Raw genomic sequence first — 22,088 nt, forward strand, 5'->3', positions numbered from 1 at the left:
CCCGTCGACCCGCGGGGTGACGCCGGTGTCCCCGGCGTCACCCCGGCCCCCGGTTCCCGGCGCGGGAACCGGACGAGCCCAGGAGAGCAGACACCCCATGCAGTTCGGCATCTTCACCGTCGGGGACGTGACCCCCGACCCCACCACCGGCCGTACTCCGTCGGAACACGAGCGGATCAAGGCGATGGTCGCCATCGCCCTCAAGGCCGAGGAAGTCGGCCTCGACGTCTTCGCGACCGGCGAACACCACAACCCGCCGTTCGTCCCGTCGTCGCCGACGACCATGCTCGGCCACATCGCCGCCCGCACCGAGAAGCTGATCCTGTCCACGTCCACGACGCTGATCACCACCAACGACCCGGTGAAGATCGCCGAGGACTACGCGATGCTCCAGCACCTGGCCGACGGCCGGGTCGACCTCATGCTGGGGCGCGGCAACACCGGTCCGGTCTACCCGTGGTTCGGACAGGACATCCGCCAGGGCATCGACCTCGCCAAGGAGAACTACGCGCTGCTGCGCCGGCTGTGGCGCGAGGACGTCGTGGACTGGGAGGGACGGTTCCGTACCCCGCTCCAGGCCTTCACCTCGACACCCAGGCCCCTGGACGGCGTCCCGCCCTTCGTCTGGCACGGATCCATCAGGTCCCCCGAGATCGCGGAGCAGGCCGCCTTCTACGGTGACGGCTTCTTCCACAACAACATCTTCTGGCCGGCCGACCACACCCGGCGCATGGTGCGGCTCTACCGGCGCCGGTTCGCGCACCACGGCCACGGCCGGCCGGAGGACGCCATCGTCGGCCTGGGCGGACAGGTCTTCATGCGCAGGAACTCGCAGGACGCCGTACGGGAGTTCCGTCCCTACTTCGACAACGCTCCCGTGTACGGCCACGGCCCGTCGCTGGAGGACTTCACCGAGCAGACCCCGCTGACGGTGGGCTCTCCCCAGCAGGTCATCGAGCGGACCCTGTCGTTCCGGGAGACCGTCGGCGACTACCAGCGCCAGCTGTTCCTGATGGACCACGCGGGCCTGCCCCTGAAGACCGTCCTCGAACAGCTGGACATCCTCGGCGAAGAGGTCGTGCCCGTCCTGCGCAGGGAGTTCGCGAAGGGACGTCCGGCCGACGCGCCGGAGGCGCCCACGCACGCGTCGCTCCGAGCCGTCCGGGAGGTGTCCGCCGCATGAAGCTGATCACCGTCTCCGCGGGGCTGAGCACCCCCTCGTCCACCCGCCTGCTCGCGGACCGGCTGGCCGAATCGGCCCGCGACGCGCTCTCGGCCCGGGGGCAGGCGCCGTCGACCGAGGTCGTGGAGCTGCGCGAACGGGCCGGCGACATCGCCAACCACCTCGTGACCGGCTTTCCGCCGCCGCGACTGAGCGCCGCCATCGACGCGGTGACGGCGGCCGACGGCCTGATCGTCGTGACCCCCGTGTTCGCGGCCTCGTACAGCGGTCTCTTCAAGTCCTTCTTCGACGTGATCGACCCGGACGCCCTCACCGGGAAGCCGGTCCTGATCGCGGCGACGGGTGGCACCGCCCGCCACTCCCTGGTCCTGGAGCACGCCGTGCGCCCGCTCTTCGCCTATCTCCGCGCCGTCGTCGTCCCCACCGCCGTGTACGCGGCCTCCGAGGACTGGGGATCGGGGGGAGACGAGTACACCGACGGCCTGCCCGGCCGGGTCCGCCGGGCGGGCGCCGAGCTCGCCGCGCTCATGGTGGCGCGCCCGGTCGGTGCGGAGCCCGAGGACGAGGTCACCGTCCTCGAACGGCAACTCGCCGACCTGCGCTTCGACTGAGACGGGCCCCCGGGCCGGACGACGGCGGGGCGGTGCACATGGTTCATACTGTTCGGCCGTATGAGCGTGCACCGAGTGACGACAAGGACCGTGCCCGAGGAACCCGAGGGCGTACGGACGCCCCTCCGCGGCAGGGACGCCGAACTGGCGTCCATCGAGGCGCGGCTCGACGCGCTCCACCGGGGCAGAGGCGGGATCGTCCGTGTCGAAGGCCCCGTCGGCATCGGCAGGTCCAGGATCCTCGCGGAGGCCGCGGCGGCCGCGAGGCGGCGCGGGACGAAAGTCTTCGAGGGAGCGGCGGACCCCGACGAACAGTTCGTGCCGCTCGGCCCGCTCCTCGACGGTCTGCTCTCCGGCGAGGAACCGCTGTCGGGAGCCGTCCGCCTCAGGGACCTCGCCACGACACCCGGCCGGCGCTTCTGGCTGCTCCAGGAACTGGGGGACCGTCTCCGGGAGACGGCTCGAGACGGCCCCCTGCTCGTCGTCCTCGACGACCTCCAGTGGTGCGACGACCTGACCCTTCTCACCTTCAACACCCTCGCGGCCGGACTCTCTTCGCACGCCATCCTGTGGCTGGTCGCCGTGCGCGGCGGAAGCGTGCCGTCAGGAGTGCGCACGACCCTGGACAGGATCCGGCAGGCAGGCGCGCACGAGCTGGCACTGGGAGCGCTGGACGACCAGGCCACCACGCGGATCACCGAGGACGTTCTCGGCGCCGCTCCCGACCCGGACGTCCTCCGCGTCGCCCGCCGCGCCGAAGGAGTCCCGCAGCTGCTGGTCGAGCTGCTCGGCTCGCTGCGGGAGGCGGTGATGATCGAGAACGGCACGGCCAGGCTGCCGGCCGGGCCCCCCGCCCCACGGGGACTCCCCTCCGTCCGGCGCCGCCTCGACCAGCTGTCCGACGAGGCACGGGAGCTGGTGCAGACGGCGGCCGTCGTGGGCGGCCCGGTCACCGTCGCGCTGCTGGCCGAACTGCTCGGCAGGTCCTCGGCGGCGCTCATCACAGCGGTACGGGAATCCCTCGACGCCGACCTGCTCACCGAAAGCGGTGACCGCCTCGCCTTCCGCCACGAACTGATCCGCGAGGCGGTGGAGGCCGGCCTCCCCCTGCCCCTGCGTCAGGCCCTGCGGGATCAGGCCGCCGAGCCGCCGCCGGGGGGCGCGGCCTCCCCCGGGGAGCGTCCCGGGCCGTCGGCCGGGAGGGCGTCGGCGGACGCGGCGGTCGCCGGGAGCGCGGGGCCGGGAGACGCGGCGGAGGCCGACCGGCTGCGCACCGCCGCGGCGGACCTCGCGGCCACCGCTCCCGGACCGGCCGCGGAGCGCAGCCTCAAGGCCCTGGAACTGACCACGGCCGACGCTCCGGAGCGGCCGCGGGTCATCGCCGAGACGATCCCGCTGCTCTGGCAGACGGGCCGGGCCGCCCAGGCGCGCGAGCTGGGAGCCTCCGCCCTGGCGACCGCCGGCATCGCACCCGAGGACGAGGCGCACATACGCCTCGCCCTGGCCCGCCTCGCCGTACCGTTCGACTTCTCCGAGGCGGTCCGCCAGGCCCGCGCCGGGGCGGCCCTGCCCGGGATCCCCGTGGACGTGAGGAGTCGACTGCTCGCCATGCTCGCCGTCGGCCTGTCGATGTCGGGCGAGCACCTGGCGGCCGAGCAGGTCGCCGCGGAGGCGTGGGAGACGGCGGCGGCGGCGGGCGACCGCTCCGCCGAGGCCACGCTGACGACGGTCCGCTCGGCCGTGAGTTTCCACCGCATGGACCTGACCGAGGCGTTCCGGCAGGCCGAGCGGGCCGCCGCGCTGGCCGACGCCCTGGGCGTCAGCACCTCGCTGTGGGTTCCGGAGGCCTTGTGGCACGCCCTCCTGTCGCACACCACCGGACGGTCCGCGGAGGCGCTCGCCGCCGCCGAGGACGGCATCCGGATCACCGGGAAGCAGGGCCGGACGGCGGCCACCCGTATGTGGCTGATGACCCGATCCCGCATCCTTCTGGAGGCCGGACGGCTGACGGACGCCCGGGCCGACGCCGAAGCCGCGGCCGCGACGACCGACGATCCCGGCCCGGGCAACCTCGCCGACGTCACGCTCCGGTACGTGATGATGCGCGTCGCCCTCCACACCGGCGACCGGCAGACCGCACGAGCCTACGCCGCGGAGGCGAGGCGCATGCGGACCGACGCCGCACCCGTCGTCCGGCACTTCGGCTCCTGGATGCTGGCGCTGATGGCCGACTTCGAGGGCCGGCCCGACCGTGCCATGGCGGAACTCGACGAGGTGATGACGGCGCCCGCCGCGGACAGACCGGCCTACTCCGGCATGGTCGACCCCGCCGACGCCCCGGTCCTCGTCCGCCTGGCGCTGCGTGCCGGCGCGCACGAACGGGCCGCGCAGGCAGTGGTCCTGGCCGAGCGACTGGCCGCGCTCAACCCCGACCTCACGTTCCTCGCCGCCACGGCCGCGCACGCCCGGGGGCTCCTCGACAACGACCTCGCCCCTCTCGTACGTGCCGTCCGGCTGTACGAGGACTGCCCTCGGCCGTTGGCCCGGGCGTCGGCACTGGAGGACGCAGGACGCAAGCTGGCGGTCACCCGCAGGTCCGAAGCGGTGCCGTACTTCGACACGGCCCTCGCGCTCTACGGGCGAGCGGGCGCCGAGCGGGACGTCGCACGCGTCCGCCGGCGCCTGCGGGCCGCCGGTGTCCGCCGCCGGCCCTCGACGGCCGGACTCTCCGCGGCGTGGCCCGAGCTGACGGCCGCGGAGATACGGGCGGTGCGGCTCGTGGCACGTGGGCTGACCAACCGACAGGTGGCCGAGCGCCTCTCCCTCTCGCCGCACACGGTGAGTTCGCACCTGCGCCGGGCCTTCACCAAGCTGGACGTCACCTCGCGCGTGGAGCTGACCCGGCTGGTGCTGCACCGCGACAGCGGAGAGTAGTCACTTCGTATCCCCTGTGGGTGTCGCGGCAATGGACGATTCGTGTGATGTGCCGACGTCATCGCTTCCTCAGAATGATCAAAGTCGCGGAATGGAGAAGTCCGCGGGAACCGTTGGTCGAGAGAGGAACAGCGCATGACCGTGAGGCTCCAGCGAGCCCGCCCCGGCAGCCCCGAGCTCCAGGCGCTTGTCGACGAGCTGGCGGAGCGGCTCGGCCGGTCCGTCGCCGTCGACGACCCGCTGGTCCGCATGGTCTGCACCAGCCGCCACTTCGGCGACGAGGACCCGGTCCGCATCGGCACCCTGTTGCAGGGCCGCGCCGACAACGCGGCCATCCGCTACGTCCTCGCGCAGGGCGTGACCCAGTGGCCCCGGGCCGGATTCATCGACGGCCGTGACGACCTCGGACTGCTGCCCCGTTACGTGGTGCCCCTGCGCGAGCGCGGGCATCTCCTCGGACTGCTCCTGGTGGTCGTGCCCGAGAAGACGCTCGCGGAGCACGAGACACGTGCCATCGCCCGGGCCGCGGACGCCATGGCGGCGCAGATGCACGGGGAGCACATCGCCACCGACACCCGGAAGGCCGACGAGCGGGACCTCGTCCTCGAACTCGTCGGCACCGACGTCGCCGCCCGTACCACCGCACGGCGGCGGGGCGAGGAACTCGGCCTGCTCGGAGCGGCCGAGCACGTCCTGGTCACCGTCGTCCAGCTGAGCTGCGCGACCGAGCTCGTGCGGCAGTCCGAGGCGGCCCTGTGGGGGGCGCTGGAGGGATTCCGGCAGACGCGCTCCGCCCAGGGCCTCATCGCGATCGGCAGGGAGCGGGCGACACTGCTCCAGCTGCGCGACCGTCCCCCCGGCCAGGACGAGGTCACCGCGCAGTCCGCTCGCATCCTGGACGAACTCCGCACCTTCCTGGGACCGTCGGCGGACCCCGTGATCGGCGTCGGCGGCCGGCACCCCAGCCTGGACGACGCATGGACGTCGTACGAGCAGGCGCTCGTCGCGGCACGCGCGGCACGCCGACTGCCCACCTTGAAGAACGCCGGTGACTGGGAGCTGCTCGGGGAGCTCGCGATGCTCCTCCAGCTCCCCGAGCACGCCCTGAACGCGTCCCTGGTCCCGAAGCCGCTCCGTACCCTGAGCGCCGCGCACGGCGGCGACCGCCTGCGGGACACCCTGCGCTGCTTCCTCGAACACGCGGGATCGATCCCCCGGACCGCGGACACGCTGGGGATCCACCGCACCTCGCTCTACTACCGCCTGCGCCAGATTCAGGAGATCACCGGACTCGACCTCGACGACGGCGCCCACCGGCTCACTCTGCACCTCGGCCTCAGGATCGAGGAACTTCTGGCCCCGGGCGGCGGCGGGGTCGTCTGACCACGGACCCGCTTCGACAGAACGAGGAGGATCCACGGCCCGATTCCTACAGCTCGCGGTGGTGCGGGCGGCGGGCCCCATTCGATGATGTTCGGGACGGCGGGAACGACGTACCGCCTCTGACCAGGGGAGAGGTCATGAAGGAACTGATCACGACGGACGGCGCACGGCTCGCGTACCAGGACACCGGCGGCGAGGGTGTCCCGTTGGTGATGCTGCACGGCTGGGGGCAGACGCAGGCGATGTTCCGCCACCAGATCGAGGGACTGGCGCCCGGCCGTCGCGTCGTCACCGTCGACCTCCGCGGCCACGGGAAGTCCGGCGGACCGCGGCACGGCTACCGCATCGCCCGGCTCTCCCGCGATGTGCTCGAACTCGTCGACCATCTCGGTCTCGACCGTTTCGACGCGCTGGGCTGGTCCATGGGGGTCTCGGTGTGGTGGAGCTTCATCGACCAGTACGGGACCGGGCGGATCCGGCGCTTCGTCGCCGTCGACCAGCCCGCGGCGGTCGCGGCCGTGCCCTGGATGACCGAGCGGGAACAGCGGGACTCCGGTGCCATCTTCGATGTGTCGGGGCTGCTGTACCTGGGCGCGGCCCTCGCGGGGCCGGAGGGCGACACGGTCCGCGCCGAGTTCGTGCGCGGCATGTTCTCCGGCGAGCCGGACCCCGAGGTGCTGGCCTTCGTCCACGAGGAGATCCGGTCGACACCCGCCTACGCGGGCGTCCCGCTGCTGTTCGACCACTGCGCGCAGGACTGGCGCGACGTGCTTCCCCGGATCGACGTGCCGACCCTGGTGATCGGCTGCGAGGGAAGCCATGTGCACCCCGATTCGCAGCGTTTCGTCGCCGAGCGGATTCCCGGCGCACGCCTGCACGTCTTCGCCTCCGACGTGGCGAGCTCGCACTTCCCCTTCCTGGAGAACCCGCCGGCCTTCAACGCCGTGGTGGAGAAGTTCCTGGCCCAGGAGCCGGCGAACGGGGCGTGAATCCCCCCTCCGCCCGCACGCACCTACGGCTAGGACTCCCCATGACCCTCACACTGATGTCACGTGCGCCCGAACGGGAGCCCGGGCAGGCGCCCGATCCGACCGCACCCCCCTCCTCCCGCTCGGGGTGGCTGGTCCAGATGCTTTCCGAGATGCCGGAGGCGAACGACCGGAACCACATCTACCTCGGCGTCCACGTCCGGGGGCCCGTCACCGTCGTCCACGAGCGGGCCGACACCGTGTTGGAGCCGAACGACCTGGTCTTCTGCGACCCGGCCCGACAGCACCTGCTGCGGTTCGGCGAGGACTGCCGAATGATCTTCTTCCGGGTGCCCCGCTGCTATCTGGGCGTCACGGAGCCGGAACTGAACCAGGTGCTCGGCGTACCCGTACGCGGCCGGGAGGGGATCGGGGCGCTGGCGTCCGACTTCCTGACCGCGCTCGCCGCCGAGGCGGAGTTCCGACGGTCCACGATCGGGGACCGTCGTGCCCGGACGGCCGTACACCTCCTCTCGGTCCTGGTCATGGAGCTCCTCGAAGCGGACACGACGGACGACGCGGACGACGCCTCCGGAGCCGTCAACGAGATGCTGTCCCGTATCCACGGCTACATCGAAGAGCATCTGATGGACCCGGACCTCTCACCGGAGTCGATCGCACGCGCCCACCACATCTCCGTCCGGTACCTGCAGAAGCTCTTCCAGAACGACGGCAGCACCGTGAGCCAATGGGTGAGGCAGCGCCGGCTCGAGTTCTGCCGGCTCGAACTGGGCCGCTCCAACCGGAGGATCACCATGGCCGCGGTGGCGCACCGCTGGGGCTTCAGCAGCCCCTCGCACTTCAGCCGCACCTTCCGCGGGGCCTACGGCATGAGCCCCAGCGAATGGCACGCGCTGGCGACCTCGGCCTTCGCGACGACGACCACCGGCGCCAAGGACGAGTGAAGGCGCCGAGAGGCGTGTGCGCCGTCAGGACAGCGCGGCTGCGCGCACGTACAAGAGGAGCCGCTTCCACGGCTCTACCGTGAGTGACCGTCGCTCGGACCTCCCGCCGCACTCCGGGCCGCGCCCCGACCGTCGTGACGACGCCCCACAGGTGGCCCGACACCGAGAAGAGAACTCCCATGACCAACCCCACCGTCGTCCTCGTGCACGGCGCGTTCGCCGACGCGACAGGCTGGATAGGCGTCATCTCGGAACTGCGGAGCAGCGGTATCCCGGTGATCGCTCCGTCGAACCCGCTGCGGGGGCTGACGTCGGACGCCGCCTACCTCACCTCCGTCCTCGCGCAGGTCGACGGCCCGGCCGTACTCGTCGGCCACTCCTACGGCGGCGCGCTGATCACTGTGGCCGGCACCGCGGAGAACGTCGTCGCGCTCGTCTACGTGGCCGCCTTCGTGCCCCACGAGGGCGAGAGTCTCGACCGGCTCCGAGGGCGCTTCCCCGAGTCTGCGCTGACGGGCAGCCTGAAGGAGTGGACGTACCCGCTCCCCGCCGGCGACTCGGCGGTCGAGGTCACCATCGAGGAGGCGGCCTTTCCCTCCGTCTTCGCGGCGGACATGCCCGAGGACGTCGCCGGTGTCCTGGCGGCGTCCCAACGCCCGCTCGCCACGCGCGCCTTCACCGAGGCCGTGTCCGCGGCGGCGTGGCGGACGAAACCGTCCTGGGCCCTGGTGGCCGGGGCGGACCGCACGATCAGCCCCGAGGTCCAGCGTTTCGGCGCCGCACGGGCCGGCGCCGTCGTCGTCGAACTCCCGGACGCCTCCCACGCCGTCGTCCTGTCCGAGCCCACACGGGTCGCCGACCTGATCAGGGACGCGATACGGGCGACGAACTGACCGACCGGCCGCCACGACGCCAGGAGCGGTCGGCGGCAGACACCCCTCAGAGCCAGTCCCGTCGCTTGAAGATCACGTACAAGCCGGTGCAGACAAGCCCCATCAAACCGATCGCGAACGGATATCCGCCCGTCCAGTGCAGCTCCGGCATGCTGTCGAAGTTCATGCCGTAGATGGTGCCGACGAGGGTGGGTGCGAACAGGATGGCCGCCCAGGCCGAGATCTTCTTGATCTCCTCGTTCTGTTCGAAGCCCGCCTCCGCCAAGGCCCTCATCTCGGCGTTCTGTTGCTGCGTGACCAGGGTCGCGTTGACCGTGAGGATGTCCGCGAGGGCCTGGCGGAAGCCGTCGACGCGTTCGCTGGTGTGGGTGACGTGGTCGGCGACGTCGCGGAGGTAGCGCTGGAGTTCCTCGTCCGTGCCGTACTTGGCGAAGCCCGCCATCAGGCCGTGGAGCATGCCCACCAGGGGGCGGGTCGCGCGCTGGAACTCGACCATCTCGCGGGAGAGTTCGTAGATGCGGCGGGAGACCGCCGGGTCGCCGCCGAAGACCTCCGTCTCGATCTCGTCGATGTCGTTCTGGACCCCCTCCACCACCGGGGCGTAGCCGTCGACCACCGCGTCGAGGATCGCGTACAGGACCGCTTCCGGGCCGAGGGCGAGGAGTTCCGGGGCCTGCTCCATGCGGCGGCGGACCGCGGAGAGGTCCGGGGCGGCGCCGTGGCGGACCGTGATCAGGAAGTCCGGGCCCACGAAGACGTGCAGTTCGCCGAAGTCGACCTCCTCCTGGGCGTCCAGGTAGCGGGCGGCGCGCAGGACGACGAACAGCGTGTCGCCGTACCGTTCCAGCTTGGGGCGCTGGTGGGCCTCCATCGCGTCCTCGACGGCCAGTTCGTGCAGGTCGAACTCGGCCGCGAGGGAGTGGAGTTCGTCCTCGGTCGGACGCTGGAGGCCGATCCACGCCATGCCGTCCGGGTGCTCGCGCAACTGCCGGAAGGTCTCCGAGAGCGTCGCGGGGGAGGAGACCCGGTGGCCGTCCCGGTACAGGCCGGCCTGCACCACGCTCGGCCGGGCCTCGGGCGGCTCCGGGGAGGCGGCGGCCGCGGGCGGCTCGGCCGGCGGGCGGCGCCACGCCGCGCGGGGGCGGCGGTCGGACATCCTCGAACACCTCCTGGGGTCTCCGGGCAGGATATAGCGGACGAACCGCCCGGGCGCGGCGTCCCGTGCCGGTGCCCGGGGTCGAGGCGGCGCGCATCGGGGCGGCCCCGGGCAGGCCCCGCTCCGGACCGCCGTGGCCTCGGGGCGGCCTCGGACCGGTCCCACTCCGGACCGCCCTCTCGGGGCGGCCTCGGACCGGTCCCGCTCCGGACGGCCCTGGCCTCGGGGCGGCCCCGGGCAGGCCCCGCTCCCGAGCATCGGCATCGCCCCTTGCGGACCGTACCTGTCCGCAAGCCCGAGTAGCGTTCCCACCATGGCCCTCACAACGAACCACCCCGTGCTCGGTCCCCGCGCCCTGAACCGTGCCACGCTCGCCCGGCAGCTGCTCCTGAGCCCCGCTCCCCTGGGTGCCGCCGAGGCCGTCGGCCACCTCCTCGGTCTCCAGGCGCAGAACACCAAGCCCCCGTACTACGCCCTCGCCGCCCGCCTCGAAGGGTTCCGGCCCGAGCAGCTGTCCGCGCTGATGGAGTCCCGGGAGGTCGCCCGCATCGTGACCATGCGGTCCACCGTGCACACCCACACCGCGCGGGACGCGGTCGCCCTGCGCGGGCTCGTCCAGCCGGGGGCCATCGACCGGGAGCTCGCCATCTTCGTCTCCCGCGGCGGGCTCGACGGCGTCGACCTCGACCGGCTCTCCGTCCTCGCCCGCGCGCTCGTCGACGAACGCCCCCGTACCCCCAAGGAGCTGCGCGAGGAGCTCCTCCAGGAGTGGCCCGACGCCGACCCGCAGTCCCTCTCCGTCGCCGCCCGCTGCCTCCTGCCCCTGGTCCAGGTCACCCCGCGCGGCCTCTGGGGGCGCGGCGGCCAGGTCGCCCTCACCACGACGGACACCTGGTTCCAGGACGACGCGGGGGCGGAAGCTGCCGCCGACATCGACGAGACCGTGCTGCGCTACCTCGGCGCCTTCGGGCCCGCCTCCGTCAAGGACATGCAGACCTGGGGCGGACTGACCCGGCTGGGTGAGGCGTTCGAGCGGCTGCGCCCCCGGCTCCTCGTCTTCCGGTCCGAGCGCGGCACCGAGCTCTTCGACCTGCCCGACGCCCCCCGGCCCGACGAGGACACCCCCGCCCCGCCCCGGTTCCTCCCCGAGTTCGACAACCTGCTCCTCTCGCACGCCGACCGCACCCGCGTCGTCAGCGCCGGCCACCGCTCCCGCACCTGGACCGGCAACCAGGCCCACCGGGTGTTCCTCCTCGACGGCTTCCTCGCCGGACTCTGGTTCCTGGACGAGACCAAGGAGCGCACCACGATGACGATCGAGCCGTTCGAGACGCCCGGCCGGGCCGCGCGGGCCGCACTCGCCGCCGAGGCCGAGCGGACCCTGCGGATCATGGCCCCGCGGGACGTCCCGTACGAGATCGTCTTCCGCGCTCCCGAGGACTGACCGCACCGGCGCTCACGGCAGCACCCCCGCCCGCCGTGCCGCCACCACCGCCTCCATGCGGGTGTGCGCCCCCAGCTTCCGCATCGCCGAGCGCAGATAGCCCTTCACCGTCTCCGGGCGCAGCCCGAGCCGGGACGCCGTCGTCGCGTTCGTCGCCCCCGAGGCCACCGCCGCCAGGACGTCCGTCTCCCGGGGCGTCAGGGCCGGCCCCTGGGCGGGCGCGGAGGAGCCGGAGGCCGTCTCCAGGCGCCCGCAGACCGCGAGCAGCCGCTCCCGCAGCTCCGGGTCCGCGACCCGGGGCGCCAGCTCGCGCAGCTCCCCGTACGCCTGCCGGACCTCCTCCCAGGACGGTCCGGGGGAGGGCGGCGCGAGCAGCCGGCCGATGTCGTCCCGTACGGCGAAGGCCTGCTCCACGTCCCGCGCCGCCGCGACCGCCGCGTCGACGACCCGGTCGCCGAGCGGCACCGCGTCGCGCAGCGCCCCGTACAGCACGCCGCGGACCTTCCGGCGTACGACGACGGGCACCGCGATCACCGAGCGCAGCCCCTCCGCCGACACCGGGCCGTCGTACTCGTGCGTGATGTGAGGGGCGGAGCGGTAGTCCGTGACCGCGCACGGCCGGGACAGGGCCAGGCACTTCCCGCCGAGCCCGGAGCCGGCCGGGATCGTCAGTCCGTGCAGGGCCGGGGTCACCGCCCCCGTCACCTCACCGATCCGCAGCACGCGCCCGTCGCGCAGCAGCCCGCCGAAGACGACCGGCAGGCCGGTGGCGCCGCGCAGCCGCAGCAGCGCGCCGCGCAGCTCCACCGATTCGGCGTGCTCCCGCACCGTTCCCTCCCCGACGTCGACCGGCTGGTCCACCCCCGAACGGGGGTAGTGAGACCCGGGTCACCGATTACACGATGTCCGGGACGTGTCCCGCAACGAGGAGGACGTATGACGGCGACGAGCGCGACCGGCGCGACGGAGAGGTTCCGGGCCGCCCGGGACTTCCTGCTCCAGCACCGGAAGGACTACGAGACGGCCTACGAGGGCTTCGCCTGGCCCCGGTTCGACCGCTTCAACTGGGCGCTCGACTGGTTCGACGTCATCGCGGAGGGGAACGACAGGACCGCGCTCCACCTCGTGGAGGAGGACGGCTCCGAGACGAAGGTGTCCTTCGCCGGGATGTCCCGCCGCTCCGACCGGGTCGCGAACTGGCTGCGCGCGCAGGGCGTCCGCGCCGGCGACCGGATCATCGTGATGCTGGGCAACCAGGTCGAGCTGTGGGAGACCGTGCTGGCCGCGATGAAGCTGCGCGCCGTCGTCATCCCCGCCACCCCGCTCCTCGGCCCGGCCGACCTGCGCGACCGCGTCGACCGGGGCCGCGCCCGCCATGTGATCGTGCGTGCCGAGGACACCGCCAAGTTCGACGACGTGCCCGGCGAGTACACCCGGATCGCGGTCGGCGGCGACGGGGTGAGCTGGCTGGGGTACGAGCACGCCGCCGACGCGTCCGACGTGTTCGAGCCCGACGGGGTCACCCTCGCCGACGACACCCTGATGCTGTACTTCACCTCCGGTACGACCGCCCGGCCCAAGCTGGTCGAGCACACCCACACCTCGTACCCGGTGGGGCACCTCGCGACGATGTACTGGATCGGCCTGGAGCCCGGGGACGTGCACCTCAACATCTCCTCGCCGGGCTGGGCCAAGCACGCCTGGTCCAACCTCTTCGCCCCGTGGAACGCCGAGGCGACCGTCTTCGTCCACAACTACACCCGCTTCGACCCGGCCCGGCTGCTGGACGAGATGGAGCGCCACGGCGTCACCAGCTTCTGCGCCCCGCCGACCGTGTGGCGAATGCTGATCCAGTCCGACCTGAGCCGCCTGAAGACGCCGCCGCGCGAGGTCGTCGCCGCCGGCGAACCCCTCAACCCGGAGGTCATCGAGTCGGTGCGGCGCGCCTGGGGCGTCACCGTCCGGGACGGCTTCGGCCAGACGGAGACCGCCGTCCAGGTCTCCAACAGCCCCGGTCAGCGGCTCAAGGAGGGGTCCATGGGGCGCCCGAGCCCCGGTTTCCGCGTCACCCTCGTCGACCCGGTCAGCGGCCGGCCGGACGTGGAGGAGGGCGAGATCTGCCTCGATCTGTCCACCAATCCGGTGGGCCTGATGACCGGTTACCACGGCGACCCGGAGAAGACGGCCGAGGTGATGGCCGGCGGCTACTACCGCACCGGCGACATCGGCTCCCGGGACGCGGACGGGTACCTCACGTACATCGGCAGGGCCGACGACGTCTTCAAGGCCAGCGACTACAAGATCAGCCCCTTCGAGCTGGAGAGCGCCCTCCTCGAGCACGAGGCCGTCGCCGAGGCGGCCGTCGTCCCGGCCCCCGACCCGCTGCGCCTCGCCGTCCCCAAGGCCTATGTCGTCCTCGCGGCGGGCTGGGAGCCGGACGAGGAGACCGCGAAGGCCCTCTTCGCCCACTCGCGCGCGGTCCTCGCCCCGTACAAGCGGATCCGGCGCATCGAGTTCGCCGAGCTGCCCAAGACCGTCTCGGGCAAGATCCGGCGGGTGGAGCTGCGCCGGCTCACGGCGGAAGGCGGCGGACAGGAGTACGTGGAGGGGGAGCGCGCATGAACCTGTCGTACGCCCACGGCGCGTCCACCACGCCCCTCCTCGGCGACACCATCGGTACCAACCTGGACAGGGCCGTCGCCACGTGGCCCGACCGGGAGGCGCTCGTCGACGTCCCCACCGGTCGCCGCTGGACCTACGCGGAGTTCGGCGCCGACGTCGACCGGCTGGCGGGGGCCCTGCTCGGCAGCGGGGTCCGCAAGGGCGACCGCGTCGGCATCTGGGCGGTGAACTGCGCGGAGTGGGTCCTCGTCCAGTACGCCACCGCCCGTGTCGGCGCCGTCATGGTCACGATCAACCCCGCCTACCGCGCCCACGAGTTGGCGTACGTCCTCGACCAGGCGGGGATCAGCCTGCTCTTCGCCTCGCTCGCCCACCGGACGAGCGACTACCGGGCGATGGTCGACCACGTACGCCCCCGGTGCCCGGGACTGCGCGAGGCGGTGTACTTCGGGGACCCGGGCTGGGACGCGTTCCTCGCCCGGACGCCCGGAGAGCTGCGCCCGGAGCCGCTCTCCTGCGACGAACCCGTCAACATCCAGTACACCTCGGGGACGACGGGCTTCCCCAAGGGGGCCACCCTCTCCCACCACAACATCCTCAACAACGGTTACTTCGTCGGCGAGATGATCGCCTACACCGAGCAGGACCGCATCTGCGTCCCGGTGCCCTTCTACCACTGCTTCGGCATGGTGATGGCGAACCTGGCGGCCACCTCGCACGGCGCCTGCGTGGTGATCCCCGCCCCCTCCTTCGACCCCGCCGCCACCCTGCGGGCGGTGCAGGAGGAGCGCTGCACCTCGCTCTACGGCGTCCCGACGATGTTCATCGCCGAACTGAACCTCCCCGACTTCGCCGCCTACGACCTCTCCAGCCTGCGCACCGGCATCATGGCCGGCTCACCGTGCCCGGTCGAGGTGATGAAGCGGGTCGTCGCCGAGATGAACATGGCCGAGGTGTCGATCTGTTACGGCATGACCGAGACCTCGCCCGTCTCCACCCAGACCCGCCGTGACGACGACCTGGAGCGCCGCACGGGCACGGTCGGCCGGGTCATGCCGCACGTCGAGGTGAAGATCACCGACCCCGCGACCGGGCTCACCGTGGAGCGCGGCACGGCGGGGGAGCTGTGCACCCGCGGCTACAGCGTGATGCTCGGCTACTGGGACGAACCGGAGAAGACCGCCGAGGCGATCGACAGCGGTCGCTGGATGCACACCGGGGATCTGGCGGTGATGCGCGACGACGGTTACGTGCAGATCGTCGGCCGCATCAAGGACATGATCATCCGGGGCGGTGAGAACGTGTACCCGCGTGAGATCGAGGAGTTCCTCCACGGACACCCGAAGATTGCGGACGTCCAGGTCGTCGGCGTCCCCGACGCCCGGTACGGCGAGGAGATCATGGCCTGCGTCATCCCCCGCGACCCGGCCGACCCGCCCACCGCGGACGACGTCACCGCCTTCTGCCGCGACCGGCTCGCCCACTACAAGATCCCGCGCAGGGTGGAGATCCTCACCGAGTTCCCGATGACGGTGAGCGGCAAGGTACGGAAGGTGGAACTGCGACAGCGGTACGGAGACTCCGGGACCGCACCCTAGGGCGTGCACCGGGGGCGGGTCCTACCGGCTGTCCGCCCCGGTCTCCGCCGTCCGGACCAGGTCGGGGCCCCGCACCTCCCGGCGCATGCAGACGCGCGGCCAGGCCGACAGACCGTGGGCCGCCTCCGCGCGGCTGATGGCGCGCAGGCCGTCCGTCAGCGCCGGGTCGGTCTCCGCGAGCGGCCGGAAGCCGAGCCGCGCGTAGTACGGCGCGTTCCACGGCACCTCGGTGAACGTCGTCAGGGTCAGCGCCGCCAGGCCACGGTCCCTGGCGGCGGCCGCCAGGTGCTCGATCAGCGCCCTGCCGACGCCCCGGCGCGCGGCTGCCGGGTGCACCGACACCTGCTCGATGTGGGCCGAGCCGTCGACCGTGTCGGTCAGCAGATAGGCGACCGGGTGATCGGCGGCGTCCACCGCCACCCACGCCCGGCCCGCGCCCCGGTACGCCTCCAGGACGTCCAGGGGGAGCGGGTCGTCGTCGGCGATCGCCGCCATGCCGAGCGAACGGAACGGCTCGCCCGCCGCCCGTTCGATGTCCTGGAGCAGCGGGAGTTCGGCCGGGGTGGCCGCTCTGATGCGCATACGACAGTATGGCGCGGCCTCACCCCGGACGGTCACCCGCGGCCGGACCGCGATCCGTCGGCGGCCGGTTCCGCTCCGCCTCCCAGGGCCGGTCGAGCAGCCCGCCCTCCAGGGAGAACCGCGGCAGGAACATGGACAGCGCCGGATCTCCGTACAGCGCCACGTACAGCTGGACCAGCCACCCGTCCGTCACCTCGCGCCGGTGCGACGGCAGCGGGTACCGCTCCCGCAGCTCGGCGAGGAGCTGCCGCGCCGCCCGGGTGGCCGGCGGCAGCCGCAGCAGCGCAACCGCCATGAGCGCCGGCAGCGCCCCCGCCGCGAGCAGCACCGCCTGGACCGCGTCGGACGGCACGGTCACGTACACCCCCACGCCGATCGTCAGCGGTACGCAGCCCAGCAGCGCCCCGGCCGCCCCGCGCCGCGCCGGCGACCGCATCAGCCCGGTGGCGCGCAGCTCGCCGTGCAGCGCGTCCACCGCCCGGCGCGCCTCGGGACGCAGGACGAGGTCCCGCAGCGCGAAGGCCCGGTGGAGCGCCCGGTGCACCCCCAGCTGTACGGGGTCCCGGGTGCGGCCCGGCCCGCCGTTGGCCCGAATCGTATGTTTGCGGCCCGCCGCGACGGCTCCGCGCTGGTGCAGCGCCACCAGTGCCACGGTGACGGCGGCCCTTCGCCCGCCCCGCAGCAGCGCCAGGGCCTGCGGCGGCGGCACGCCGTCCGGGCACGGCGCTCCGCTTTCCCTGCTGCGGGTTCGCAGCAACACGACGGCGACCACGAGCTGCCCGCAGGCCGCTCCGATGAACCACCACATTCCCGTCGGCATGACACCCACCCCCCCCCAGTTGTTGTGCCCGGGGGAGCGTGATCGTCACGCGTGAATGGCCGGATTCGCATCCCGAAGTGCCGGGGCGGGCCGTGGGCCCGTCGCCCCGGGCTCAGACGCCCGCGGCCAGGTCGTCGGCGGCGTCGTTCACCGGCTGCGGGGTGCCGGTCAGGTCGAGCACGAAGAGCGGGAGACCGACCTCGGCGGCCCGCTCACGGGCCTCCGGTGTGTAGCCCGCCAGCGAGAAGAGCACGCTCATGGCGGAGGCGCTCAGCCCGTTGAGCCACAGCAGCTCGACGGCCCGCAGCCCGGTGGGCCGGGTGCTCGGGTCGACCTGCGCGACGAGCCCCGGCGCCCGCAGGTCCACCCCGGACGCGGGGCGCTCCTCCGGCTGGACGACGTCCCGGTATCCCAGCCAGCGCAGGTACTCGGCGGCCGCGGCGACCGCGTCCCGGGCGGTCCGGATCGTCACCGGGCGGAAGGCTCCCCGTGCCGGAACCGGGCGCGGTGCGGTGGGCGGCAGCGGGATGTGCGCGGGGTACCGCTCGGCGAAGGTGCGGGGCCCCGCGGGCCGGGGCGGCTCCACGGGACGGCGACGGTGAGCGGCGGGTCCGGGCGTGCCGGGGCCGGCCGCGCGCCCGCCGGCGGGACCAGGACCGAACCACTCCGAGCCGGGCTCGACCGCGTGCGACGGCGCCGAACCGGCGGAGCCCTCCGTCCCCGGAGCCGTACCGGACGGCCCGCCGTCCCCGTCCGGCGCCGCACCGACGCGCCGGGGTCCGGCGTCCTCGGGGGCGGTACCGGAGCGTCCGGGTCCTTCGGTCTCCGGCGCCGTACCGGAACGCCCGCGCCCGCCGCTCCCCGTCGCCGTGCCGGAGAACCCCGGCGCGGTACCGGAGGGCCCCGTCGCCGTACCGGAGGGCCCCGCTCCGCCCGGCGTCCCCGGTTCCGGCGGGCGTACCGGTATCCGCAGCACCGTTCCGCACGCGCAGCCCAGTTCCGGGTGGGGCCAGTCGTCCTCGCGGCCGCAGGCGGCGCAGCGGACGGTGACCCACTCGTCCGTCCAGTTCCGGTGCGTGATCGGTTCCGCCGTCGCGCCCGCCCGCACGGGCGGCGCCACCGGGCTGCCGCACGCGCAGGGGAAGACGGGTGCCGCGTACGCCTGCGTGCGCAGGCATTCCGGGCAACGCACCGGTACCGACTCACCCACGGTCAACCCCCTGTCGTTCCGCCCCATCGTCCACCCATCGGCCGCCCCGAGGGAGGGTGTTCGGCCACTTCCCTGATCCCGCTGCGCGGACTTCTCTTGACGGCTCTCCGGACCCCGACCTACATTGCTTCCGTATAGCAGAACAGTATTTCCGCATTACGGAAACAAGCCGCCCGGGCTCCCCAGCCGACCGGTGGGCTTGGATCCGCCCGGCCGAAGCAGGAGCACTCCCATGCCTCGTATGACCGCCGCCGCAGCGGCCGTTGAGATCCTCAAGCGCGAAGGCGTCACCCAGGCGTTCGGCGTCCCCGGCGCGGCGATCAACCCCTTCTACCGCGAGCTCAAGAACGTGGGCGGCGTCAACCACACGCTCGCCCGTCACGTCGAGGGCGCGTCCCACATGGCCGAGGGCTACACCCGCGCCAAGGCCGGCAACATCGGTGTCTGCATCGGCACCTCCGGCCCCGCCGGCACCGACATGATCACCGGCCTGTACTCCGCGATCGCCGACTCGATCCCGATCCTCTGCATCACCGGCCAGGCACCGGTCTCGAAGCTCCACAAGGAGGACTTCCAGGCCGTCGACATCGCCACCATCGCCAAGCCGGTCACCAAGGCCGCGACCACCGTCCTGGAGGCCGCGCAGGTCCCCGGCGTCTTCCAGCAGGCCTTCCACCTCATGCGGTCCGGCCGTCCCGGCCCCGTCCTGATCGACCTGCCGATCGACGTCCAGCTGACGGAGATCGAGTTCGACCCGGAGACCTACGAGCCGCTGCCCGTCTACCGGCCGCGCGCCACCCGCGCCCAGGCCGCGAAGGCGCTGAGCTTCCTCCTGGAGTCCGAGCGCCCCCTGATCGTCGCCGGCGGCGGCATCATCAACGCCGACGCCACCGACCTCCTCGTCGAGTTCGCCGAACTGACCAACATCCCGGTCATCTCCACCCTCATGGGCTGGGGCGCCATCCCGGACGACCACGAGCTGGCCGCCGGCATGGTCGGCGTCCAGACCGCGCACCGCTACGGCAACGCGACCTTCCTGGAGTCGGACTTCGTCCTCGGCATCGGCAACCGCTGGGCCAACCGCCACACCGGTTACAACCTGGACGCCTACACCAAGGGCCGGAAGTTCGTCCACGTCGACGTCGAGCCCACGCAGCTCGGAAAGATCTTCGCCCCGGACTACGGCATCGCCTCCGACGCCAAGGCCGCGCTCGAACTCTTCATCGAGATCGCCAAGGAGCTGAAGGCCGCCGGCGAGCTGCCCGACTTCTCCGCGTGGGCCGCCTCCGCCCAGGACCGCAAGGCCACGCTGCAGCGCCGCACGCACTTCGACAACATCCCGATGAAGCCGCAGCGCGTCTACGAGGAGATGAACAAGGCCTTCGGCCGGGACACGCGCTACGTGACCACCATCGGCCTCTCCCAGATCGCGGCCGCGCAGTTCCTGCACGTCTACAAGCCGCGCCACTGGATCAACTGCGGCCAGGCCGGCCCGCTCGGCTGGACCATCCCGGCCGCGATCGGCGCCGCCACCGCCGACCCGGAGACCCCGGTCGTCGCGCTCTCCGGCGACTACGACTTCCAGTTCATGATCGAGGAGCTGGCGGTCGCCGCCCAGCACAAGGTCCCCTACGTCCACGTCCTCGTGAACAACGCCTACCTGGGGCTCATCCGCCAGGCGCAGGGCGGTCTGGGCATCAATTTCGAGGTCAACCTCGAGTTCGAGAACATCAACACCCCGGAGATCGGCGTCTACGGCGTCGACCACGTCAAGGTCGCCGAGGGCCTGGGCGTCAAGGCGATCCGCGTCACCGACCCGGAGAAGCTGGGCGAGGCGCTGGAGCAGGCCAAGAAGCTGGCCGTCGAGCACCAGGTCCCGGTCGTCGTCGAGGCGATCCTGGAGCGCATCACCAACATCGCCATGAGCAAGACGGTCGACATGAGCGACGTCACCGAGTTCGAGGACCTGGCCACCGAGCCGGGCCACGCGCCGACCGCGATCAAGGCCCTCCAGGTCTGATCACGGAGCAGGTCCGAGCACGGAGCCGTGACACGGCCCCCGCCCCGAGGAGCACCGGGGCGGGGGCCGCCCGGCGTTCACCCGCCGACCCGCGTTCCCCCGCCGCCTCGCCGCCCCGCGTTTCACGCGCCGGTCGTCCGGTCCTGCGCCCGTACCAGCACCGCGCCCGCCGCCGTCCACTCGTACAGGACCGACCGCCCCGCCCTGCCCCGCCGCACCAGGCCGGCGTCCAGCAGGACCTTCAGGTGCCGCCCCACGGACCCGAGGCCCTGCCCGGTCAGCGCCACCAACTGGCTCGTGGACTTGGGCGATTCCAGCCGTACGAGGACCCCGGCGCGGGCCCCGCCGAGCAGCGCCCCGAGCGCCTCCGGCACGACGGGCCCGCGCACGTCCGCGAGGGCGCCGGAGCACGCGTACACGATGGCGAACCGCTCGGAGCCCTCCCAGGAGACCCAGCCCCGGTCCGGCGTCACCGGCACGAAGAACAGCCGGCCGCCGTCGACCCTTCTCGGCGGGTACGCGCGCGGGTTGACCTGGAGCCGCCCGTCGCCCAGCCAGCGCATCTTCCCCGGGCACAGCTCGTCGAGCGCCGCCGCCCAGCCGTCCCGGGCGAGCCGCGCGGTCCGCGCCACCACGTCGGCCTCCAGGACCCGGCGCCTGCGCGGCCAGTCGGGCAGCACCGTCTCCCGCCACACCCACTCCAGGACCGTCGCCATCCGGTGCGGCAGGTCCTTCGCCGACCGCAGCGGCTCCGATACGGGACCACCGACCGCGACCTCCAACTGCGGCACGGCGTCGGCCGGTTCGGCCGATCGGACCGCCACGACCTCCTCCTCGAAGGACCGCTCACGTCCGCCCGTCGGCGTCGGCGTCAGGAAGTCGGCGTTCCACGTGGGCCCGATGGCCGCCCGTACGAGCAGCGCGTCCAGCGGTTCGGCGGCGAGACGGTCCCGGTACGCCGGGAGATGCGCGGCCAGCCAGGCCCGTTCGCCCGGATGCGCACCGGCCGCCGCGTGCAGGGTCTTGAGCGCCGCGATCGTCTCGGCCAGCGGCGAGACGACGAAGCGGCCCCCGGCCAGCGCGTCCGTACCGATCTGCCACCAGCCCACGACGCCCGCCCCCCGTCCTCGCGCCCAGACGCCCCGGCGCGGGTCCCGCCCACGCGTCGCGGGCCCGTCCTTTCGCCCTCCGGCGAAACAATATCGGCGGAGCCGGCCCGCCCGGAGACTCCCCGGCATGCCCCGCTACCAGGACGTCTTCCGTACACCCGAGTTCACCCCGCTCTTCCTCACCGGCGCCGCCCACACCGCCGCCCAGACGGTCGCGGGGCTCGGGCTCGCCACGCTCGTGTACCGCGCGACCGGCTCCCCCCTGCTCTCCGCCCTCGCGCTCTTCGGCCCCTCGCTCGCCCAGCTGCTCGGCGCGACCACCCTGCTCTCGGCGGCGGACCGGCTCCCGCCGCGCGCCGCGCTCACCGGGACGGCGGTCTTCTTCGCCCTGGGCACCGCCGTCCTGGCGCTCCCCGGCCTGCCGACGTGGGCGCTCTTCGCGATCCTCCTCGCCGAGGGGCTCGTGGCCTCGCTGGGCGGCGGGGTGCGGTACGGGCTCCTGCACGAGATCCTCGACCGGGAGCGCTTCCTCCTCGGCCGCTCGGTGACGAACATGGCGGTCGGCGTCTGCCAGATCGCCGGCTTCGCGG

General features: G+C 73.0%; 16 protein-coding genes and 2 pseudogenes. 12 read left to right on the forward strand and 6 right to left on the reverse strand.

Annotated elements, in window-relative coordinates; all coding sequences use genetic code 11:
• Window positions 1–97: 97 nt before the first annotated feature.
• The 7 genes from AMK29_RS13565 to AMK29_RS13595 all read left to right on the forward strand — a co-directional run bounded on the left by AMK29_RS13565 (window position 98) and on the right by AMK29_RS13595 (window position 8,937).
• Window positions 98–1,183, forward strand: a complete 1,086-nt coding sequence (locus AMK29_RS13565) for an LLM class flavin-dependent oxidoreductase (RefSeq protein ID WP_073812327.1) — start codon at window positions 98–100, stop codon at window positions 1,181–1,183.
• Complete coding sequence (locus AMK29_RS13570) at window positions 1,180–1,794, forward strand: FMN reductase (RefSeq protein WP_073812329.1); 615 nt, start codon at window positions 1,180–1,182, stop codon at window positions 1,792–1,794. The genes AMK29_RS13565 and AMK29_RS13570 overlap by 4 nt, the downstream gene beginning before the upstream one ends.
• Window positions 1,795–1,854: 60 nt before the next feature.
• Window positions 1,855–4,728, forward strand: a complete 2,874-nt coding sequence (locus tag AMK29_RS13575) for a helix-turn-helix transcriptional regulator (protein ID WP_073812331.1) — start codon at window positions 1,855–1,857, stop codon at window positions 4,726–4,728.
• A 135-nt stretch (window positions 4,729–4,863) separates the two neighbouring features.
• Window positions 4,864–6,111 carry a PucR family transcriptional regulator gene (locus AMK29_RS13580; protein WP_073812333.1) on the forward strand — a complete coding sequence of 416 codons (1,248 nt, stop codon included), beginning with the start codon at window positions 4,864–4,866 and terminating at the stop codon, window positions 6,109–6,111.
• A gap of 137 nt (window positions 6,112–6,248) precedes the next feature.
• The gene (locus tag AMK29_RS13585; protein WP_073812335.1) at window positions 6,249–7,100 is read left to right on the forward strand and encodes an alpha/beta fold hydrolase; all 852 of its coding nucleotides are present in this window, start codon (window positions 6,249–6,251) and stop codon (window positions 7,098–7,100) included.
• Between the two features lie 41 nt (window positions 7,101–7,141).
• Window positions 7,142–8,044, forward strand: a complete 903-nt coding sequence (locus AMK29_RS13590) for a helix-turn-helix transcriptional regulator (RefSeq protein ID WP_073812336.1) — start codon at window positions 7,142–7,144, stop codon at window positions 8,042–8,044.
• A 179-nt stretch (window positions 8,045–8,223) separates the two neighbouring features.
• Window positions 8,224–8,937: an alpha/beta fold hydrolase gene (locus AMK29_RS13595; protein ID WP_073812338.1), complete on the forward strand. Its 714-nt coding sequence runs from the start codon at window positions 8,224–8,226 to the stop codon at window positions 8,935–8,937.
• Between the two features lie 46 nt (window positions 8,938–8,983).
• Here the strand turns inward: AMK29_RS13595 and AMK29_RS13600 are convergent, their stop codons facing one another.
• Window positions 8,984–10,093, reverse strand: a complete 1,110-nt coding sequence (locus tag AMK29_RS13600; protein WP_073812340.1) for a magnesium and cobalt transport protein CorA — start codon at window positions 10,091–10,093, stop codon at window positions 8,984–8,986.
• 313 nt (window positions 10,094–10,406) lie between these two features.
• On the opposite strand from AMK29_RS13600, the gene AMK29_RS13605 reads away from it, so the two are divergent.
• Window positions 10,407–11,537: a winged helix DNA-binding domain-containing protein gene (locus tag AMK29_RS13605; RefSeq protein ID WP_073812343.1), complete on the forward strand. Its 1,131-nt coding sequence runs from the start codon at window positions 10,407–10,409 to the stop codon at window positions 11,535–11,537.
• Between the two features lie 12 nt (window positions 11,538–11,549).
• On the opposite strand, the gene AMK29_RS13610 is transcribed toward AMK29_RS13605, so the two are convergent.
• Window positions 11,550–12,365, reverse strand: coding sequence for a helix-turn-helix transcriptional regulator (locus AMK29_RS13610; protein ID WP_073813746.1), 816 nt, complete (start codon window positions 12,363–12,365; stop codon window positions 11,550–11,552).
• 108 nt (window positions 12,366–12,473) lie between these two features.
• On the opposite strand from AMK29_RS13610, the gene AMK29_RS13615 reads away from it, so the two are divergent.
• Window positions 12,474–14,159 (forward strand): AMP-binding protein, encoded by a 1,686-nt coding sequence (locus AMK29_RS13615; RefSeq protein ID WP_073812344.1) that lies wholly within the window; start codon window positions 12,474–12,476, stop codon window positions 14,157–14,159.
• On the forward strand, window positions 14,156–15,757 hold the full coding sequence (locus AMK29_RS13620) for an AMP-binding protein (protein ID WP_073812346.1): 1,602 nt from the start codon (window positions 14,156–14,158) through the stop codon (window positions 15,755–15,757). The genes AMK29_RS13615 and AMK29_RS13620 overlap by 4 nt, the downstream gene beginning before the upstream one ends.
• Window positions 15,758–15,778: 21 nt before the next feature.
• Here AMK29_RS13620 and AMK29_RS13625 read toward each other — a convergent pair whose 3' ends face one another.
• The 3 genes and pseudogenes from AMK29_RS13625 to AMK29_RS37030 all read right to left on the reverse strand — a co-directional run.
• A complete protein-coding gene (locus AMK29_RS13625) occupies window positions 15,779–16,339 on the reverse strand; it encodes a GNAT family N-acetyltransferase (protein WP_073812348.1) in 561 nt (186 codons plus the stop codon).
• 19 nt (window positions 16,340–16,358) lie between these two features.
• Complete coding sequence (locus AMK29_RS13630; RefSeq protein ID WP_073812350.1) at window positions 16,359–17,159, reverse strand: TIGR04222 domain-containing membrane protein; 801 nt, start codon at window positions 17,157–17,159, stop codon at window positions 16,359–16,361.
• Between the two features lie 112 nt (window positions 17,160–17,271).
• Window positions 17,272–17,751 (reverse strand): annotated as a pseudogene (locus tag AMK29_RS37030) (hypothetical protein); the annotation flags it as partial.
• An 859-nt stretch (window positions 17,752–18,610) separates the two neighbouring features.
• On the opposite strand from AMK29_RS37030, the gene gcl reads away from it, so the two are divergent.
• Complete coding sequence (gene gcl, locus AMK29_RS13640) at window positions 18,611–20,389, forward strand: glyoxylate carboligase (protein WP_073812351.1); 1,779 nt, start codon at window positions 18,611–18,613, stop codon at window positions 20,387–20,389.
• 122 nt (window positions 20,390–20,511) lie between these two features.
• On the opposite strand, the gene AMK29_RS13645 is transcribed toward gcl, so the two are convergent.
• Window positions 20,512–21,498: an ArsR/SmtB family transcription factor gene (locus tag AMK29_RS13645; RefSeq protein ID WP_073812353.1), complete on the reverse strand. Its 987-nt coding sequence runs from the start codon at window positions 21,496–21,498 to the stop codon at window positions 20,512–20,514.
• 127 nt (window positions 21,499–21,625) lie between these two features.
• On the opposite strand from AMK29_RS13645, the pseudogene AMK29_RS13650 reads away from it, so the two are divergent.
• Window positions 21,626–22,088 (forward strand): annotated as a pseudogene (locus AMK29_RS13650) (MFS transporter); the annotation flags it as partial.

This window comes from Streptomyces sp. CB02261, assembly GCF_001905665.1.
Taxonomy (GTDB): domain Bacteria; phylum Actinomycetota; class Actinomycetes; order Streptomycetales; family Streptomycetaceae; genus Streptomyces.

What these genes read in the sequence shown, in the direction of transcription:
- AMK29_RS13565 (WP_073812327.1), top strand. Translation starts at nt 98, where the DNA reads ATGCAGTTCGGCATCTTCACCGTCGGGGACGTGACCCCCGACCCCACC.
- AMK29_RS13570 (WP_073812329.1), top strand. Translation starts at nt 1,180, where the DNA reads ATGAAGCTGATCACCGTCTCCGCGGGGCTGAGCACCCCCTCGTCCACC.
- AMK29_RS13575 (WP_073812331.1), top strand. Translation starts at nt 1,855, where the DNA reads ATGAGCGTGCACCGAGTGACGACAAGGACCGTGCCCGAGGAACCCGAG.
- AMK29_RS13580 (WP_073812333.1), top strand. Translation starts at nt 4,864, where the DNA reads ATGACCGTGAGGCTCCAGCGAGCCCGCCCCGGCAGCCCCGAGCTCCAG.
- AMK29_RS13585 (WP_073812335.1), top strand. Translation starts at nt 6,249, where the DNA reads ATGAAGGAACTGATCACGACGGACGGCGCACGGCTCGCGTACCAGGAC.
- AMK29_RS13590 (WP_073812336.1), top strand. Translation starts at nt 7,142, where the DNA reads ATGACCCTCACACTGATGTCACGTGCGCCCGAACGGGAGCCCGGGCAG.
- AMK29_RS13595 (WP_073812338.1), top strand. Translation starts at nt 8,224, where the DNA reads ATGACCAACCCCACCGTCGTCCTCGTGCACGGCGCGTTCGCCGACGCG.
- AMK29_RS13600 (WP_073812340.1), bottom strand. Translation starts at nt 10,093, where the DNA reads ATGTCCGACCGCCGCCCCCGCGCGGCGTGGCGCCGCCCGCCGGCCGAG.
- AMK29_RS13605 (WP_073812343.1), top strand. Translation starts at nt 10,407, where the DNA reads ATGGCCCTCACAACGAACCACCCCGTGCTCGGTCCCCGCGCCCTGAAC.
- AMK29_RS13615 (WP_073812344.1), top strand. Translation starts at nt 12,474, where the DNA reads ATGACGGCGACGAGCGCGACCGGCGCGACGGAGAGGTTCCGGGCCGCC.
- AMK29_RS13620 (WP_073812346.1), top strand. Translation starts at nt 14,156, where the DNA reads ATGAACCTGTCGTACGCCCACGGCGCGTCCACCACGCCCCTCCTCGGC.
- AMK29_RS13625 (WP_073812348.1), bottom strand. Translation starts at nt 16,339, where the DNA reads ATGCGCATCAGAGCGGCCACCCCGGCCGAACTCCCGCTGCTCCAGGAC.
- AMK29_RS13630 (WP_073812350.1), bottom strand. Translation starts at nt 17,159, where the DNA reads ATGCCGACGGGAATGTGGTGGTTCATCGGAGCGGCCTGCGGGCAGCTC.
- gcl (WP_073812351.1), top strand. Translation starts at nt 18,611, where the DNA reads ATGACCGCCGCCGCAGCGGCCGTTGAGATCCTCAAGCGCGAAGGCGTC.